This window comes from Bradyrhizobium sp. BTAi1 (genome assembly GCF_000015165.1).
Taxonomy (GTDB): domain Bacteria; phylum Pseudomonadota; class Alphaproteobacteria; order Rhizobiales; family Xanthobacteraceae; genus Bradyrhizobium; species Bradyrhizobium denitrificans.
In genome coordinates this window covers 5,225,713-5,242,003 of record NC_009485.1, presented here as the reverse complement: position 1 = coordinate 5,242,003, position 16,291 = coordinate 5,225,713, and the positions used below count along the sequence as shown (strand labels likewise).

Here is a 16,291-nt window from a genome sequence, read left to right as displayed (position 1 = left end):
CCAGACGCATCAATTCGCCATCCGCTCCCGGCTCATGCGCAGCGTCACGACGAGGCCTTCGGCGGACCAGTCGAAGGCGATGGTGCCGCCGAGCTGGGCGCTCATGCTGCGATGGATCAGTTTGCTGCCGAAGCCTTCGGTGGTGTCGGCCGACTTCGGCGGCCCGCCGCGCTCGGTCCACATGATCACCACTTCGTCGTCATGCGCGCTGCACGACACGTCCAGCGTGCCGCTCGAGACCGACAGCGAGCCGTATTTCGCCGAGTTGGTCGCGAGCTCGTGGATGACCAGTGCCAATGTCGTGCTCGAGCGTTCTCCGACATTCATCTTGGGCACCGACACGCGGATGCGGACGCTGGCGCCTTTCTCGTCGTAAGGGGCAAGCAGCACGGAGACGAGATCGCCGAGCAGGGCCGCAGCGCTCGTCCGGCCTGGCCTTGAATGGATCAGGTCCTGCGCACGGCCCAGCGCGATCAACCGGCTGGCGAGATCATGGGCCATGTCCTCCTTCGTCGCCGCCGTGCGCGACGTCATCTGCGTCAGTGCCGTGGCGATCGTCAGCAGGTTCTTGACCCGGTGGCTCATCTCGCCTGCCAGCAGCTCGTTGGCTTCTTCGGCCTGCTTGCGCTGGGTCACGTCGAGGAAGATACCGAACATCAGCCGGTCGGCGATGTCGGCGTCATCGCCTTGGCCGCGCGCTGAGATCCAGCGGACCTCGCCATCAGCCAGAATGCGGAAATCGATCTCATAGGCGCCGACGATGGATCGCGTCGCGGAGAACGCCGATCTCACCCGCTCCAGATCGGCCGGATGGATGTTCCGCGACAGGACCTCGAACGTGATCTGGCCGTGGGTTTTGGACACCTCCCACAGCTCATAGGCACGCTCATCCATCGTGATGGCGTCGGTGTCGACGTTCCACGACCACAGGGCGACGCCAGCCGCTTTGGTTGCGGCGCGCAGATGCTTTTCGTGCCAGACTGGCATGCTCGCGCCCTCGGCGGGCATCACAATCGCTCCCCCTTGTCGTCGCGGCCTCCGCGCCCGCGACGCGCGGTGCGGCGGCAGCCCTTCGGGCTAGGCCGCTGCGGCCACCTCGTCGATCGAGGACATGACGGCCTCGGTCGCCGTCTGATGAACCATGTGGCCAGCGCCGCGAACCCGGCGAAACGTGCTGTGGCTGATAGCCTGATGCAGACGCCGGGATTGCGCGTCGATATCGATCAGGCGGTCCTGGTCGCCGGCAACGATCACGACCGGCATCTTCAAGTCACCGTAGGCCTTCCTGAAGCGGAATGCATCGGGAATCATGAGGGCGGCTTCTGCGGCGGAGGCGCGGATCTGCGACGGGCGGACCGCCAGTTCCTTCGGAAAACCGGCAAACTTGGCCGGCACCGACCGGGGACCGAACAGCTTGGCCATCAGCAGCGGCCACATCATGCGGCTGATCAGGGGAGAGATCGTGTAGCGCAGAATGTCGCCCAGCAGCGGAATGGCGGGAGCGGATCCTGCCACCACGTCGGAACGGAAGGTCGGATAGTAATAGCCGGAGGCGAGCACCATGCCCTTGACCATGGCGGGATGTTCGAGGGCCAGCGCAACCGCCACGGAGGCGCCCCAGGAGTGGCCGAGGACGAAGGCCTCCGACACGCCCAACCGGTCGAGCGCGCTCTTGATCAAGCCGGCCTGCGCCGTCGGCGTCCAGACGACATTGCGCGGCCGGTCGCTGTGGCCGAAGCCCGGCCGATCGAACGCGATCACGCGGTAGTTCTGCGCAGCCAGGTCGATCAGCCCGCTTGAGGCGAAGTCCTGGATCATGCTGCCGTTGCCATGCAGCAGCACCAGCGGCATGCCGGTGCCGCGCTCGACATAATGCAGCCGGACGCCGTCGACATCCATGAACTGGCCGGCAGGCGGATTGGCCCGTTCGGCGGACTTGGCCAGCCGGCGATTGATCAGGGCGGTGACGACCAAGGCGGCCGTGGTCGCTGCTGCTGCCAGCAGAAAGGGATGAGTCTTGGACAGCGACTTGCCGCGACGCGCCAGAGGCCTCAAGGATGGAACTGGGCTGGCAAGGAGGCTCGGCGTTGATGCTGCCAGTGCACGTGCCGTGGTCCGGGCTGCGGTCATGATCTGCCCTCATGGAAAGGCGTGCATGACAGCCGGAGGATCCGGGAAATGATGCAGCGCAGGGGCAACGGCCGGTCACGCGCTTCGTTCCGTGACGCCGCTTGCGCGATTTGAGCTGACGCGGGGTGACCCGAGTGACGTCCGGGACATTTCGGTCACGGGACGGAGGAGAGATGCCAACACTCGCAAGCTCAATTGCGCTGTTTGAGCTGGTTGATCACTGCATCGACATCGACCGTGTTGCGAGGGCAGTTCGTCCGCATCGAGAGGATCCCCCGATCTCGCAATCGGCGAACCTCGAGGGCGGACTTCGTGACAAAGCAATCCAGAGTTTGGGCAGCTCTGGATTGTCGTGCTGATCGCATTGCTCAGGAGCAATGCGATCGAACGTGCGATGAGTGCACGTCCTCGATCGATGGACGCCACGGACCTATCTGCCGCTCGTTGCGACCTTGGGCGCGCTATCGTTTGGTGAACGTGTAGCCGTCCAGCTTGGCGCCGTTGAAGTAGGTCCCCGGGAAGTCGCCGAACCGGACCACGGATTCGCCATTGGCAGGGTCGAGGATCAGCAGGCTGTCCCCGAGCACCCCGGCGATCGCCACCACGTGTGAGCCGGAGTTGTCACGCCAGGTGATGTCGACCGCGATCGGCCGGCCCGCATTGATCTGGGCCGCAATCTGCTGGAGGCTGAGGTCGGCGCCGTGATAGCTGTCGAAATTGCCGGTGACCTTCAGTGGATCGGTCACGCCGCCGGATTTCAGATAGCGGCGATCTATCCCATAGGCGGCGTCGTCGAGGATGAACTCGACTGCCTTGTCGTAGGGATTCGCGAGGGCCTTGGCGAGCGCCGGGTGGTCCCTGAGCACCTGCGCGCTGGGGCATGCGCTCGTGTTGGAGGGGAAGCCGTTGATGTTATGCCCCACCACCGTCATGATCTGGCACTGCGTCCAGGTGCTTGCCGGATTATAGAAATGGTTGATGCTGGTCGCGACGGCCATCCAGCACCACTCATTGGATTCCTGGTACTGCATGCGCAGTCCCATATTGTTAGGTCGCGGTGGCAGGTAAGTCTGGACCTCCAGCGGCTTGGCGTCGAGCACGGTGATGTCGGTGACGACGTTGATGGCTGAGCCCCAGTCGGCATTGACCACGAAAGTGACGCCGTGGTTCGGATCGTAGGGCGGGCCGTGAGGCGCGATGTTCGATACAGTAATCGATGCCGCTCCGATGAAGCGGGCGTGCTGGGCGTTGTATTCGGAGGCGGTGACCAGAACGACGGAGTCGTGGTCGATCGCCGGCCAGTTGAAATTGAGCGTCTCGCGGCCACGGAACGCTCCCCAATATTTTCGAATCGTACGGGGCATGTGCCTGTTCCTGGTTCGATCAAGAAACTACAGCTGCACTTCGATGGGCGGATTATCGAGGACGGTGATGTCGGTGACGATCGGCAGCGGGCTGCCCCAATCGACCTTCACCACGAAGGTCACGCCATGGTTGGGATCGAAGGGTGGTCCGTGCGGGGCAATGTTCTCGACCGTGATGTTGGCGGCGCCGATGAAGCGGTGCTCGTTGCTGGGGGGCGTTGTCGTCTGATACTCGGCTGCCGTGATCAGCACGACGGAATCGTGGTTGATAAGTGGCCAGTTGAAGTTGAGCGTCGCGCGGCCCTTCATCGGACCCCAGAATTTGCGGATCGTCCTCGGCATTGCTCTCTCCTGTCGGTAGATGACGTGATCGGCCGGAACTGTGTTTCAGCAACGGAAGATGAGATCGAGCCGGAGCGGCGGGGCTCGAACTTTCGACGTTGAGCGATCCGACGGTCGCGCAGCTGGCATGCACGATGCGGCATCGTCGAACACCGTTCGGCGATCGGTCTTGGCTGTCGGCGGCTCGTATGGCAGCCTGCCTCAAGTTGTCGGGCTGAGCCCGGATTGGGTTCATGAAGAAAGACACGTCGGCCATTTCTGCAACTTCGGGTCGTCGCATGCCGGCGGAGCGCGGGGCCCAGTCTTGACTGACGCCAGCGTCGCGTCGCGCAGCCAACGGCCCGTCGGGCAGATGGCGCTTTACGAAAAACAGAAATCATGTTCTACTGCGCCCATCCCGCCTCACTCGGAAGGGGCGTTGCGCGCGATCGTCACGACACGCGAGGCGGGGAGCGATGGCCGCGATCGAGCCGCAGCGTGTCCTACACGGATGCGCGGACGAACGGCTGGGCGTGGACGTGAAGTCGCAGCGTGCCGACACCCCGATGCTGGTGTCCCGCGCAGTGCGCTGAAGTGCATTGTCGCGAATGGTGGCCAACAAGCCGGCGCACCAGGCAGACTGCGTATAAGCGTGAAGACCGTCGCGCAGGGAAGGCCGGTTGTTCCGGCTGCACCTGTGGTACCTGCCGCCTGCATTTTTTCTCAGCAGGCGGGCCGCAGGCGTCAGCCGACGCCTGGCCTTCCCTGCGCCCTCCGACTTGATGAGGGTGAGCGAGAGCAGCATGACCCGGGCAGTGTCTGCCGCGGGAATGCGAGGTCATGCGTAGTTCGATATGGGCAAGATCGCGCGTCATCACCGGTGTCGTCCCGGGCTTGACCTGGGACGACAGCGGAGAAGGGCAAGACCACGGCTCATCTCCACCGCGCGGAATATTTTCCGCGCTTGCCAAGGCTCGTGCGAGGGTCCAAAAAATCTCCAACCATTCGGGACGAAACGACAGGAAGCGGAGACGGAATTGACCATCAAAGGCAAGGCCTACATTGCCGGGATCTATGAGCATCCGACCCGGCACGCACCCGACAAATCGACCGCGCAGCTGCATGCCGAAGTGGCCAAGGGCGCGCTCGAGGATGCCGGGCTCAGCGCCAAGGATGTCGACGGCTATTTCTGCGCCGGCGATGCGCCGGGCGGCGCCTGGCCGATGGTCGATTATCTGGGCCTGAAGGTTCGGCACATCGATTCCACCGAGACCGGCGGCTGCTCCTATCTCATTCACGTCGGGCACGCGGCCGAAGCGATCGCAGCCGGCAAATGCTCGATTGCGCTGATCACGCTCGCCGGCAAGCCGCGCACCGGGCCGATGCCGCCGCGCGCCGCCGGCGCTGAGGCCGATTTCGAGCTGGCCTATGGCGCCACCACGCACAACGCCTATGGCATGTGTGCGATGCGCCACATGCACGATTACGGCACCACCTCGGAGCAACTCGCCTGGATCAAGGTCGCTGCCTCGCATCACGCGCAGTACAATCCGCATGCCATGCTCAAGGAGGTTGTCACGGTCGAGGACGTCCTCAACTCGCCGATGATCTCCGATCCCCTGCATCGCATGGATTGCTGCGTCGTCACCGATGGCGGCGGCGCGCTGATCGTGACCACGCCCGACATCGCCAAGAGCCTGAAGAAGCCGCTGGTGCGGCTGATCGGCCATGGCGAGGCGATGAAGGGGCCGCGCGGCGGCAAGGATCTCGATCTGACCTATTCGGCCGGCGTCTGGTCCGGCCCGCGCGCCTTCGCGGAGGCGGGCGTGACGCCCAAGGATATCAAATACGCCTCGATCTATGACAGCTTCACCATCACGGTCTTGATGCAGCTCGAGGATCTCGGATTCTGCAAGAAAGGCGAGGGCGGCAAGTTCGTCGCCGACGGCAACCTCATCTCCGGCGTCGGCAAGCTGCCGTTCAACACCGATGGCGGCGGGCTCTGCAGCAACCATCCGGTCAATCGCGGCGGCATGACCAAGGTGATCGAGGCCGTGCGCCAATTGCGCGGCGAAGCCCATCCGAAGGTCCAGGTGCAAAACTGCGACCTCGCCATTGCCCACGGCACCGGTGGCCTGCTCGGCGTGCGCCACGCCGCCTCGACCTGCATTCTGGAGCGCGTGTGATGTCTGAAGCGAAGAAACTGCCGGCCCCGATCACCAATCCCGAGACCAAGCCGTTCTGGGATGCCGCCGCCGAGGGCAAGTTCCTGATCAAGCGCTGCACCGCCTGCGGCGAGGCGCACTACTTTCCGCGCTCGATCTGCCCGTTCTGCTTCTCTGATCAGACCGTATGGGAGCAGAGCGCGGGCGAGGGGGAGATCTACACGTTCTCGATCATGCGCAAGTCGCCGACAGGACCGTATGCGATCGGTTACGTCACCTTGAAGGAAGGACCATCGCTGCAGACCAACTTCGTCGATTGCGATCTCGACAGCTTGAAGATCGGCCAGAAGGTGAAGGTGGTGTTCAAGCCGACCGACGGAGCCCCGCTGCCGTTCTTCACGCCGGTGTAGGTGAGGAGAAGAGATGCAGCCCCGCGTCATTGCGAGGAGCGAAGCGACGAAGCAATCCAGAGTCGCGGGCGAAACTCTGGGTTGCTTCGCGTCGCTCGCAATGACGGTGGGGATCGAGCGGCGAGTGCCACGAGTCATGGGAGAGGCATGACGTCGTAGGGTGGGCAAGGGTGCGGAGCACCGTGCCCACCGTTCTACCGCGATGAAGATGGTGGGCACGTTTCGCTTTGCCCACCCTACGAAGAATGCGTTTCCGGGAGGACACCAACAACATGCCGATCAACTACGATGAGCTGATGGCGATGCAGGCGATGGGGCAGCCATATGCCTACACCGATCGCGAGGTGATGCTGTACGCCTATGGCATCGGCATGGGCGCCGACCCGATGGATGAAAGGGAGCTTGCCTTTGTCAACGAGGCCACCGCCGAGCCGCGGCCGCTGAAGGTGGTGCCGACCTTCGCCTCGGTCGCCGCCTGGGGCGCAGGCCCGGGTGACATGAAGCTCAACCGCGTGCTGGTCGTCGATGGCGAGCGCGACATCACGTTCCACCAGCCGCTCGCCGTGGCAGCGAAGATCACCGCCGATTCCTCGGTGCTGGCGGTGTCCGACAAGGGCAAGGACAAGGGCGCCGTCATTCGCCATCAGACCATCCTGCGCGACGAGAGCGGTGCGCCGCTGGCGACCCTGGTGGCCTCGCGCTTCGCCCGTGGCGATGGCGGCTTTGGCGGTCCCTCCGGCGGCATCCCGGAGCCGCATCCGGTGCCCTCCCGCGCGCCCGATCGCAGCGTCGAGATTTCGACGCGGCCCGACCAGGCGCTGATCTACCGCCTGTGCGGCGACCGCAATCCGCTGCATTCGGATCCTGAGTTTGCGCGCCGCGCCGGTTTCCCGCGCCCGATCCTGCATGGCATGTGCACCTATGGCCTGACCTGCCGCGCCGTGCTGCAGACCTATGCCGACTATGATGCCTCGGCGTTCAGGCAGCACGCCGCGCGGTTCTCCTCGCCGGTGTTTCCCGGCGAGACCGTGACGGTCGATCTGTGGAAGGACGGCCATGTGATCTCGTTCGAGGCGCGCGTGAAGTCGCGCAACGTCACCGTGATCAAGAACGGCAAAACCGTGCTCGGATGATGCTTGGCATGTGAGGCTCGCCTGTTTGTTGTCGTCATGCCCCGGGCTTGACCCGGGCATCCACGCGATGCCTCCTCATGAGATGGATGGCCGGGTCAAGCCCGGCCATGACGGAGAACAACAAACAGCTCTGCGGAGGCACACATGGGACTGCTCGACGGCAAGGTGGCGCTGATCACCGGCGCTGGTGGTGGCCTCGGCGAGGCCTATGCAAGGCTGTTCGCGCGCGAGGGCGCGGCGGTGGTGGTCAACGATCTCGGCGGCCCGCGTGATGGGTCCGGCTCGGATCTGTCGATGGCCGGGCAGGTGGCGGCCGCGATCACGGCCGAGGGCGGCCGCGCCGTCGCCAATGGCGCTGACATCTCGACCATGGCGGGCGGGCAGTCGGTGTTCGACGATGCGATCCGGCATTTCGGCCGCGCCGACATTCTGGTCAACAATGCCGGCATCCTGCGCGACCAGACCTTTGCCAAGTCCAGCGAGGCCGATTGGGACAAGGTGATCCAGGTCCACCTCAAAGGCACTTTCTGCTGTACCTTGCCGGTGTTCCGCTGGATGCGCGACAATGGCGGCGGCGTCATTGTCAACACGTCCTCGACCTCCGGGCTGATCGGCAATTTCGGCCAGTCCAATTACGGCGCGGCGAAGGGCGGTATTTGGGGCCTGTCCAACGTGCTGGCGGTGGAGGGCCGCAAGTACAACATCCGGGTGTGGACCCTGGCGCCGGGCGCGCTGACACGGATGACCGCCGACCTGCCGCGCTACAAGGAAAATCCGGGCGCCGCACTGACGCCCGAAGGCATCGCGCCGGCGGTGCTGTATATGGTCAGCCACCTCTCCGGCGATCAGACCGGCAAGGTGCTCGGCGTCTCCGGCCCGCGCGGCGTGCGCGAGTTGCGCATGATGGAAATGGACGGCTGGAAGCCGCCATCCTCGGCCTGGCGGCCCGAGGACATCGCTGTTCATGCAGAGGAGATATTCTTTTCGGAGGCCGACATTCAAAAGTCCGCCCGGCGGTTTTGATGTATTCAGATGGTCATTCCGGCCTGCGCCTGGCGCAAACCCGGACTGAGACCAGAGATGTTGGAGAGCTGACGATGAAACTCACCGCCGCCGCCAAGGGCACCTTCGCGATCGCGCCGACGCCGTTCCACGATGACGGCCGCATCGACGAGGCCTCGATCGACCGCCTGGTCGATTTCTACGCCGAGGCGGGCTGTGACGGCATTACCGTGCTGGGCATCATGGGCGAGGCACCGAAACTCGATGCGGCTGAATCCGCCGAGGTTGCCATCCGTTTCGTCAAGCGCGCGAAAAACCTGCAGATCATCGTCGGCGTGTCCTCGCCCGGCTTTGCGACGATGCGCGCGCTGGCCCGGGCCACGATGGATGCGGGCGCTGCCGGCGTCATGATCGCCCCGCCGCCGAGCCTGCGCACCGACGACCAGATCACCGGCTATTTCAAGCAGGCGCAGGATGCGATCGGCGAGGACATTCCCTGGGTGCTGCAGGACTATCCGCTGACCCAGCAGGTCGTGTTCACGCCGGCCGTGATCCGCAAGATCGTCATGGACAGCGCCTCCTGCGTGATGCTCAAGCACGAGGATTGGCCGGGCCTGGAGAAGATCTCGGCGCTGCGTGCGTTCCAGAAGGACGGGTCGTTGCGGCCGCTGTCGATCCTGTGCGGCAATGGCGGCCTGTTCCTCGATTTCGAGATGGACCGCGGCGCCGACGGCGCCATGACCGGCTATGCCTTCCCGGAAATGCTGGTCGATGTCGTCAAGCTGTCGCAGGCCGGAAAACGCGATGCCGCGCATGACCTGTTCGATGCGCATCTGCCGCTGGTGCGCTACGAGCAGCAGCCGGGGGCAGGGCTCGCCGTCCGCAAATACGTGCTGCAGAAGCGCGGCGCCATCGCCTCCGCGGCGCAGCGCAAGCCGGCCTCCGGCATCAGCGCCGCAGCCAAGGCCGAGGTCGACTATCTCCTGTCGCGGGTCGCACGCTACGATGCCCGGGCCAATCTGCAACCCCACGCCAGCGCCGCGGAGTGACCATGGCCGACATTGCCGCCGTCCGTCCCGCCTCGACCGTGCTGTTGCTGCGCGACAACGCAGCCGCCCGCGAGATCGAGGTGTTCATGATGGTGCGTCACCATCAGATCGAGTTCAACTCGGGCGCACTGGTGTTTCCGGGCGGCAGCGTCGACAAGGGCGACCGCGAGATTGCCGGGATGCCCGAACTCTATGCCGGCGGCGATGCCGTTCAGGCCGAGGCGCTCGGCTTCCGGATTGCCGGCATCCGCGAGACGTTCGAGGAAAGCGGCATCTTGCTGGCGCGGGCCAGGGGCTCTGGCGCGCTGATCGATGCGGCGGCGGCGCGCGAGATCGAGGCCGCGCACCGGCTGCCGCTCTGCGAAGGCAAGGTCAGCTTCCTCGAAGTGCTCGAGCGCCATGGCCTCGTGCTGGCGCTCGATGCGCTGGTGCCCTACGCGCATTGGATCACCCCGGAGGGGATGCCGAAGCGCTTCGACACCTGGTTCTTCCTGGCGGCAGCGCCGCCGGACCAGCTCGGCGCCCATGACGGCCGGGAATCGACCGACTCGATCTGGGTCTCGCCGCGCGAGGCGCTCGCGGGCGGCGAGGATGGCCGTTTCAAGCTGCCGTTCCCGACGACCCGCAACCTGATCCGGCTCGGCAAGCAGCCGGCGGTGGCGGATGCACTCGCGGCGGCCCGGGACATGGACATCGTCACCGTCATGCCGGTCATGACCAAGACCGCGGATGGCGGCCGGCAGCTGCGCATTCCGCCGGAGGCCGGCTATGATGGGGAGATCTTCGAATTCGGTGCGGCCGGTTAACCGCACACGCCATTTTTCGTCTTGCGGAGTGCGTGCGGATCGGTTCTGTTCCTGATATGTTCAGTTGGCCGCATCGCGGCTCGTATATATTGCGGTTCCGAGCACCGGACCCATGAGTAAACCAGTTGATTTCGGCACCGCCTGCAGTTCGCTCCGATCGATGACGATCGGTCGGATGATTTTTGGCAGCTTTCTGCTGCTGCTCGCCGTGATCACCGCCACCAGCATGGCGAGCGTCATCGCCATTCGCCACATCGATTCCACCTTTGCCGAGCTGCAGCGGCTGCAGGGCGTCGGCGATCTCGCCGAGGAGATCGATCAGCGCATGAACGAGCTGCGGCTCGCGGCGCGCGATTTCGTCACGGATCCAGCCTCGCGCTCCGACCGCGTCATGGAGGCGGCGACCGAGCTCAGCGCCTTGTTGAAGAAGACGCGCCTGCAGCTCGCGCCGGAGCAGCAGGCGACGATCGATGGCGTGGCGCAGCGGCTCAGCAATTATCGCGAGGGTATCGACCGGATCAGCGCGCTGATCGCACAGCGCGCCGAGTTGCTGTCCGGCCTGCCGGCGGCGCGCGAAGGCTTCGAGGAGGCGATCGCGGGCGTGACCGAGCGCGACACCGCGCGGGCGCTGTTCAAGGTGCAGAACCAGATCGGCGCCGCGCTGCTGGCGCGCGATCCGGCCGGCGCCGAGCAGGCGGCGCGCAGTATCCGCGCGACACCGATCCAGGACAAGGCGCTGCGCGCGGCAGCGGATCGTTACGCCGAGGCGATCATCGCCATCGCCGGCACCGAGGACGAAATCGCGCGGCTCGACAAGGAGGTGCTGGGCATCGAAGGCCGGCTGATCGGCCGCGTCACCGAGCTGCTGCGGGCGCTGAGCGCGAGCCAGGGCAAGGTCCTGGCGCGCGACTTCGCCCGCACCCTGGCGGAGACCAAATGGCAGAGCATCATTTTCGGCACGGCCGGGGTTCTGATCGGCATTTTCGCCGCCTCCTTCGTGGTCCGCCGCACGGTGCGGCCGCTGGCCTCGATCGCTCGCTCGATCCGGGCGCTGGCCGCAGGCGAGAAGTCGACGGCGATTCCGCAGACCGACGTGCAGAACGAGATCGGCGACATCGCCCGCGCCGCGGAGGTGTTCCGACAGACCTTGCAGGACGCCGACGCCGCGCGCGAGGCGGCGGTGCGCGCGCTGGCCGAGCAGCGGCTGGCCGAGGAGAGCTATCGCAAGCTGTTCGAGGCTTCGATCGACGGCATCTATGTGACCACGCCGAGCGGGCTCGTGCTCAATGCCAATCCGGCGCTGGCGCGGATCATGGGGTACGATTCGGCGAGCGATCTGATCCAGAGCGTGAGCGACATCGCCGACACCATCTATGTGCACCCGCTGGCGCGCAAGCGCTATCAGAAGCTGATGCAGCGCGATGGCATGGTGCGTGAGTTCGAGTACCAGGTGCGGCGGCGCAATGGCGAGATCCGCTGGCTGTCGGACAGCGCCACCGTCGTGCGCGACGAGAGCGGCGAGGTGCTGCGCTACGAAGGCGTCGTTCGCGACATCACCGATCAGAAGCGCGCCGAGACGGCCATCGCCGAAGGCCGCCGATTGCTGCAGCAGGTCATCGACACGGTGCCGGCGGTGATCAACGTCAAGGATCGCGAGCTGCGCTACGTCTTGATGAACCGCTACATGGCCGGCATCTTCAATGTCGAGCCGGAGGATGCGCTCGGCCGCACCACCGGCGAATTGATGTCGCGCTACGGCGCCAGCAAGACCGACTCGAACGACAAGCGCGTGCTGGCGACCAAGGCCGGCCTCGGATTCTACGAAGAGGAGTACCTCGATTCCTGCTGCGTGATGCGGCAATGGCTGGTCAACAAGCTGCCGCTGCTGGATGCCGATGGCGAGGTCGACAAGATCGTCACGGTGGCGCTGGACATCGGCGAACGCAAGAAAAGCGAGCTGGAAATGCGCAAGGCGAAGGAGGCTGCCGAAACGGCGCTCCGGAACCTGCGCGAGACGCAGGCCTCGCTGATCGAAGCCGAGAAGCTCGCCGCTCTCGGGCGCATGGTTGCGGGCGTCGCGCATGAGGTCAATAATCCCGTCGGCATCAGCCTGACGGTGGCCTCCGCGCTCGAGCGCAAGACCGAGCGCTTCAGCGAGGCCGTGAGCCGCGGTGAACTGCGCCGCTCGAGCCTCAACGAGTTCATCGAGACCAGTCGCAACGCGGCCGGGCAACTGGTCGCCAATCTCAATCGTGCGGCCGAGCTGATCCAGTCGTTCAAACAGGTCGCGGCCGACCGCAACTATTCGGACCAGCGGACCTTCGATCTCGCCGATCTCACCGAGCAGGTGATGCTGAGCCTGCGGCCAGGCCTGCGCAAGCAGAACCTGACGCTGAACGTGAACTGCCAGCCCGATCTGGTGATGAACAGCTATCCCGGCCCTTACGGCCAGGTCCTGACCAACCTTTTCCTCAACGCCGTCGCGCATGCGTTCCCGGATGGCCGGGGAGGCACGATCGAGATCCAGGCCCGCGAGTCCGGACGCGACAATGTCGAGATCATCTTCTCCGACAATGGCTGCGGCATGAGCCTGGACGTCCGGCGCCGCGCCTTCGATCCGTTCTTCACGACGCGGCGCGATCAGGGCGGCACCGGCCTCGGCCTGCACATCGTCTACAACATCGTCACCAATCGTCTCGGCGGACGGCTCGATCTCGAGTCCGAGCCCGGGGCGGGGACGCGCATCCAGATCGTCCTGCCGCGTGTCGCGCCGCTGGAGCAGGCGGCCGAGTAGGCCGATCGACCTCGATCTCCTGCGTAAGACCCCGGATTGACTCTCACGAAGCCGCGATCGAATCGCAAACTGGCCCGGTTGATGCATCGCCATCCGCGCACCCTTGGGTGGTGCAAGAGCAGATGGACCAGACGGCAATGAGCAAATGGATCGTGTCAGGCGGCCATGAGCCGCATCGAATTGAGCCCGGGACGACGCGCCGCGCGCGATGGCGGGACAAGTGCAGGACGCCTCCCATCCAGATGACGGGGGCAGCTCTGCTGATCGCACTTTCCGCGCCACCTGGGCTGGCGCGCGACCGCGGTCAATACGCGAACTCGTCGCCGGAGTTGAAGGCCTGGTTCGATGGGCTGCGAAGCGGAAAGGGTCCCTGTTGCTCCGATGCTGACGGCAGCGCCGTCAGCGACGTCGATTGGGAAAGCAGAAATGGCCATTACCGCGTGCGCATCGAAGGCGAATGGCTCGACGTGCCCGACGAGGCCGTCATCACCGAGCCCAACCGGGTCGGCCGCACGATGGTCTGGCCGATGCGGGGCTATCAGGGCCTCTCGATCCGCTGCTTCATGCCCGGCAGCATGACTTAGCGATGTGCCGCGGCTCAGGTGTATTTCTTGTCGCGCTCCAACAGCTCGATGGAAATACCCTGAGGGCCGCGGATGAAGCAGATGCGCACGCCCGGACGGATCGTGGTCGGTTCGGTCGTGAAGGTGACGCCCTTGGCCTTCAGCGCCGCGGCGGCGGCGTCAATGTCCGTTACGGTGAGACCGAAATGATCGAGGCCCTGATAGGGTGTCTTTGGGGGCTCATGGACGCCGTCACCGGGCTCGACCTTGGCGATGAACACGCTGGCGCCGCCCAGCCTGACATCGATGCGGCCGGGATTGCGAATGATCTCGCCGCCGAGAACGTCATGCAGCCAGTTGGCCGTGGCTTCAGGGTCCGGGCTGCGGAGGTGAATATGGTCCCAGGTGACATTCAACATCGTCGAGATCTCTCAAAAAGTGAAACGTCTTTGGACGTAGCAGCGTAGCTGCTGCATCGGCAACGATCCCGATGTTTATCGGCTCGACCTCGGCTGCGCCAGTCCGGTCCGGTCATCGAACCGGTGGCCGGGGCCAGCCCTCCAAATGTCGGTTTTGCGTGCAACTCTGCCGACGTTTGCAGATTGAAAGTTTCAGAGTCCTGACCGGCAGCCATGGGGCGGACATGAGCGTGGGTCTTTCTGTTTTGCTGCGACGTGCGACCTCGCCGGTGCTTACTCGGCAAATTGCACCGCAGGTTCCCTGGAGACCGGCGTTGCTCGGCCTTGCCGCGCTCGCAGGCGTGATCGTGGCGGCGGGCTTGCTGATGATGTCCCTCGATGACGCTGAGACCGCCGATGTCGGCCTTGCCCCGCTCACGTCGGATCAGGCGAGCAACGCCGATGCGGGTGATGAGGACGGGGCAGGGACATCGCACGGCTTGCCGCTGGCGGTGACGGTTGGTGCGGGCGGCTCCGGCACGAGCATCGGCTCGCCGCTGTCGTCAGCGGCCAGCCCAGGCGGCAGCGTTTTGGACGCCAATGCGAGACTCACCTCGGCCGCGCAGCCCGGCTTGCAGGATTCATCCGTCCTGTCGGGCGTTCGGATCAGCTCCCAGTCGTGGCGGCGGGGCGGATTGGGATCGCGGGCGCTCGTCACCTTCACGCTGCGGAATACCCACCCATTCGCGATCAAGGATGTTGAGATCAACTGCGCTTTCGGCAGAGATGACGGCGGACCGCTCACCGCGCGAAGGCGTGTCGTCCCCGGCCTAGTGAAGCCAGGGGGCCGCCGGACCTTCGTGGGGGTCCATGTTGGATTTGTCAACGTTAACGTCAGCTCGGCAAAATGCGCGCTGGTTGCAGCGACGAAAATCTAATTATGTCGCGCTAGTTTCCGGCGGTGCTTGAACCTGTCGGTTTGCCCGGGAACATACTTCCATGGTCCTCCGTTAGGTGGATAGTCGGCCGAGGGCGCGCCGACGGAGCGGTAAATTATGCCTATCTTGCGTTATTTTCTGTTTGTCGGCGGAACTTTGTTCGCGCTGCTGGTCCTCGCGGACGCGGTGCTTCCCAGCGTACCTCTCCCAGCCAGCCTGACCTCCGCAGCGGATCTGCCGCCGGTTCGTATCCAATCCACCCGGAAGTGGCCGGAGCGGATCGTCATCGATACGTCAATTGCGACGCCAGCCCAAACCAAAGTTGCGACGGTCGAGCCGCCGGCGGTTGTGGCCACCGCTCAACCCGCGAAGACCGCTGCCCGCGACGCCTATGCGCAGCTGAATGTCGCCGAGGCCAAGGCGCCCACGGCAGCCGCGGTCGAGAAGCCGCCGGCGCGCGCGATGAAGAGCTCCGAAACCGCAGCCAGGCCGGCAGACGCCAAGAAGCGGAAGGTTGCGAAGACGCATCCCGGCAAACCCATGATTCTGGTGGCGCAACAGCCGCATTTCGGACTGTTCAATTCGACCTGGTAAGACGCTTCCGATGCCGGCTGGTCGCTGCCGAGCGCGATCGCTGATTGGTCGCCAGGGGCGTGTACGCGCCGCCAGACTGCCTTGATCTTGCGCAAAGTGCGCTCGCTTCAGAGCGCCTAGCGTCATCTCCAATGAGGACCAGGCGCGTTTGCCCTCGGACCTACGGAGACGCCGCATGACCGCAACCCCGCCCAACCTCTCGATCTCGCCAGAGAAGGTCGCCTTCGTTGTCACGAAGATCCATCAATATGAGATGGAAGCCACCGAACCCGAGCTGCTGGCCGATCTGACAGACGACGATTCCGCGCCTGGCACCGGCGGCCGAGGCGCGACCACGGATCGCTCTGAGCTCGTCAGCTTCATCAGGGGGCTGAATGTCGACGAACAGATCGATCTGGTCGCGTTGATGTGGCTCGGCCGTGGCGACGGCTCTCTCGACAATTGGGATGAGCTGCGCGCCCAGGCGGCACAGGCACACAACAACCGCACGGCCACTTATCTGATCGAAACGCCGATGCTGGGCGATTACCTGGAAGAGGCCTTGTCCGAATTCGGCTTGTCCCTGGAGGATTTCGAAGAAAGCCTTTGATCCGGCGCCGTGTCAGAAGATGCGGAGGCTGCGCT

16 protein-coding genes are annotated in these 16,291 nt (G+C 64.9%); 11 read left to right on the top strand and 5 right to left on the bottom strand.

The window, feature by feature from the left end; translation table 11 throughout:
- Positions 1–9: 9 nt before the first annotated feature.
- The 4 genes from BBTA_RS23425 to BBTA_RS23410 all read right to left on the bottom strand — a co-directional run bounded on the left by BBTA_RS23425 (position 10) and on the right by BBTA_RS23410 (position 3,836).
- Complete coding sequence (locus BBTA_RS23425) at positions 10–987, bottom strand: sensor histidine kinase (protein WP_041751583.1); 978 nt, start codon at positions 985–987, stop codon at positions 10–12.
- A 90-nt stretch (positions 988–1,077) separates the two neighbouring features.
- Complete coding sequence (locus BBTA_RS23420; protein ID WP_012044997.1) at positions 1,078–2,130, bottom strand: alpha/beta fold hydrolase; 1,053 nt, start codon at positions 2,128–2,130, stop codon at positions 1,078–1,080.
- Positions 2,131–2,591: 461 nt separating this feature from the next.
- The gene (locus tag BBTA_RS38490; protein WP_012044996.1) at positions 2,592–3,494 is read right to left on the bottom strand and encodes a papain-like cysteine protease family protein; all 903 of its coding nucleotides are present in this window, start codon (positions 3,492–3,494) and stop codon (positions 2,592–2,594) included.
- Positions 3,495–3,521: 27 nt separating this feature from the next.
- Entirely contained in the window at positions 3,522–3,836 is a 315-nt protein-coding gene (locus BBTA_RS23410; RefSeq protein ID WP_012044995.1) for a hypothetical protein, read from the bottom strand.
- A 1,016-nt stretch (positions 3,837–4,852) separates the two neighbouring features.
- On the opposite strand from BBTA_RS23410, the gene BBTA_RS23405 reads away from it, so the two are divergent.
- From BBTA_RS23405 to BBTA_RS23370, 8 genes are all read left to right on the top strand, one after another.
- Positions 4,853–6,001: a thiolase domain-containing protein gene (locus BBTA_RS23405; RefSeq protein WP_012044993.1), complete on the top strand. Its 1,149-nt coding sequence runs from the start codon at positions 4,853–4,855 to the stop codon at positions 5,999–6,001.
- Entirely contained in the window at positions 6,001–6,390 is a 390-nt protein-coding gene (locus BBTA_RS23400; RefSeq protein WP_012044992.1) for a Zn-ribbon domain-containing OB-fold protein, read from the top strand. Before BBTA_RS23405 ends, BBTA_RS23400 begins: the two co-directional genes overlap by 1 nt.
- A 272-nt stretch (positions 6,391–6,662) precedes the next feature.
- The gene (locus BBTA_RS23395) at positions 6,663–7,523 is read left to right on the top strand and encodes a MaoC family dehydratase (RefSeq protein ID WP_012044991.1); all 861 of its coding nucleotides are present in this window, start codon (positions 6,663–6,665) and stop codon (positions 7,521–7,523) included.
- Positions 7,524–7,667: 144 nt separating this feature from the next.
- Positions 7,668–8,546: an SDR family oxidoreductase gene (locus BBTA_RS23390; protein WP_012044990.1), complete on the top strand. Its 879-nt coding sequence runs from the start codon at positions 7,668–7,670 to the stop codon at positions 8,544–8,546.
- A gap of 74 nt (positions 8,547–8,620) precedes the next feature.
- Entirely contained in the window at positions 8,621–9,574 is a 954-nt protein-coding gene (locus tag BBTA_RS23385; protein ID WP_012044989.1) for a dihydrodipicolinate synthase family protein, read from the top strand.
- 2 nt (positions 9,575–9,576) lie between these two features.
- Entirely contained in the window at positions 9,577–10,380 is an 804-nt protein-coding gene (locus tag BBTA_RS23380; protein WP_012044988.1) for an NUDIX hydrolase, read from the top strand.
- Positions 10,381–10,492: 112 nt separating this feature from the next.
- Positions 10,493–13,174: a PAS domain-containing protein gene (locus tag BBTA_RS23375; RefSeq protein ID WP_012044987.1), complete on the top strand. Its 2,682-nt coding sequence runs from the start codon at positions 10,493–10,495 to the stop codon at positions 13,172–13,174.
- A 137-nt stretch (positions 13,175–13,311) separates the two neighbouring features.
- Positions 13,312–13,758, top strand: coding sequence for a hypothetical protein (locus BBTA_RS23370; RefSeq protein WP_041751581.1), 447 nt, complete (start codon positions 13,312–13,314; stop codon positions 13,756–13,758).
- Positions 13,759–13,772: 14 nt separating this feature from the next.
- Here BBTA_RS23370 and BBTA_RS23365 read toward each other — a convergent pair whose 3' ends face one another.
- A complete protein-coding gene (locus BBTA_RS23365; RefSeq protein ID WP_012044985.1) occupies positions 13,773–14,156 on the bottom strand; it encodes a VOC family protein in 384 nt (127 codons plus the stop codon).
- 314 nt (positions 14,157–14,470) lie between these two features.
- Between BBTA_RS23365 and BBTA_RS23360 the strand changes: the two genes are divergently transcribed.
- The 3 genes from BBTA_RS23360 to BBTA_RS23350 all read left to right on the top strand — a co-directional run bounded on the left by BBTA_RS23360 (position 14,471) and on the right by BBTA_RS23350 (position 16,256).
- The gene (locus BBTA_RS23360) at positions 14,471–15,073 is read left to right on the top strand and encodes a hypothetical protein (protein WP_012044983.1); all 603 of its coding nucleotides are present in this window, start codon (positions 14,471–14,473) and stop codon (positions 15,071–15,073) included.
- A 117-nt stretch (positions 15,074–15,190) separates the two neighbouring features.
- Positions 15,191–15,667: a hypothetical protein gene (locus tag BBTA_RS23355; protein WP_012044982.1), complete on the top strand. Its 477-nt coding sequence runs from the start codon at positions 15,191–15,193 to the stop codon at positions 15,665–15,667.
- A gap of 175 nt (positions 15,668–15,842) precedes the next feature.
- Complete coding sequence (locus BBTA_RS23350) at positions 15,843–16,256, top strand: DUF3775 domain-containing protein (protein WP_012044981.1); 414 nt, start codon at positions 15,843–15,845, stop codon at positions 16,254–16,256.
- Positions 16,257–16,291: the final 35 nt, after the last annotated feature.

What these genes read in the sequence shown, in the direction of transcription:
- BBTA_RS23365 (WP_012044985.1), bottom strand. Translation starts at nt 14,156, where the DNA reads ATGTTGAATGTCACCTGGGACCATATTCACCTCCGCAGCCCGGACCCT.
- BBTA_RS23380 (WP_012044988.1), top strand. Translation starts at nt 9,577, where the DNA reads ATGGCCGACATTGCCGCCGTCCGTCCCGCCTCGACCGTGCTGTTGCTG.
- BBTA_RS23425 (WP_041751583.1), bottom strand. Translation starts at nt 987, where the DNA reads ATGCCAGTCTGGCACGAAAAGCATCTGCGCGCCGCAACCAAAGCGGCT.
- BBTA_RS23390 (WP_012044990.1), top strand. Translation starts at nt 7,668, where the DNA reads ATGGGACTGCTCGACGGCAAGGTGGCGCTGATCACCGGCGCTGGTGGT.
- BBTA_RS23375 (WP_012044987.1), top strand. Translation starts at nt 10,493, where the DNA reads ATGAGTAAACCAGTTGATTTCGGCACCGCCTGCAGTTCGCTCCGATCG.
- BBTA_RS23350 (WP_012044981.1), top strand. Translation starts at nt 15,843, where the DNA reads ATGACCGCAACCCCGCCCAACCTCTCGATCTCGCCAGAGAAGGTCGCC.
- BBTA_RS23395 (WP_012044991.1), top strand. Translation starts at nt 6,663, where the DNA reads ATGCCGATCAACTACGATGAGCTGATGGCGATGCAGGCGATGGGGCAG.
- BBTA_RS23410 (WP_012044995.1), bottom strand. Translation starts at nt 3,836, where the DNA reads ATGCCGAGGACGATCCGCAAATTCTGGGGTCCGATGAAGGGCCGCGCG.
- BBTA_RS23420 (WP_012044997.1), bottom strand. Translation starts at nt 2,130, where the DNA reads ATGACCGCAGCCCGGACCACGGCACGTGCACTGGCAGCATCAACGCCG.
- BBTA_RS23385 (WP_012044989.1), top strand. Translation starts at nt 8,621, where the DNA reads ATGAAACTCACCGCCGCCGCCAAGGGCACCTTCGCGATCGCGCCGACG.
- BBTA_RS23355 (WP_012044982.1), top strand. Translation starts at nt 15,191, where the DNA reads ATGCCTATCTTGCGTTATTTTCTGTTTGTCGGCGGAACTTTGTTCGCG.
- BBTA_RS23370 (WP_041751581.1), top strand. Translation starts at nt 13,312, where the DNA reads ATGAGCAAATGGATCGTGTCAGGCGGCCATGAGCCGCATCGAATTGAG.
- BBTA_RS23400 (WP_012044992.1), top strand. Translation starts at nt 6,001, where the DNA reads ATGTCTGAAGCGAAGAAACTGCCGGCCCCGATCACCAATCCCGAGACC.
- BBTA_RS38490 (WP_012044996.1), bottom strand. Translation starts at nt 3,494, where the DNA reads ATGCCCCGTACGATTCGAAAATATTGGGGAGCGTTCCGTGGCCGCGAG.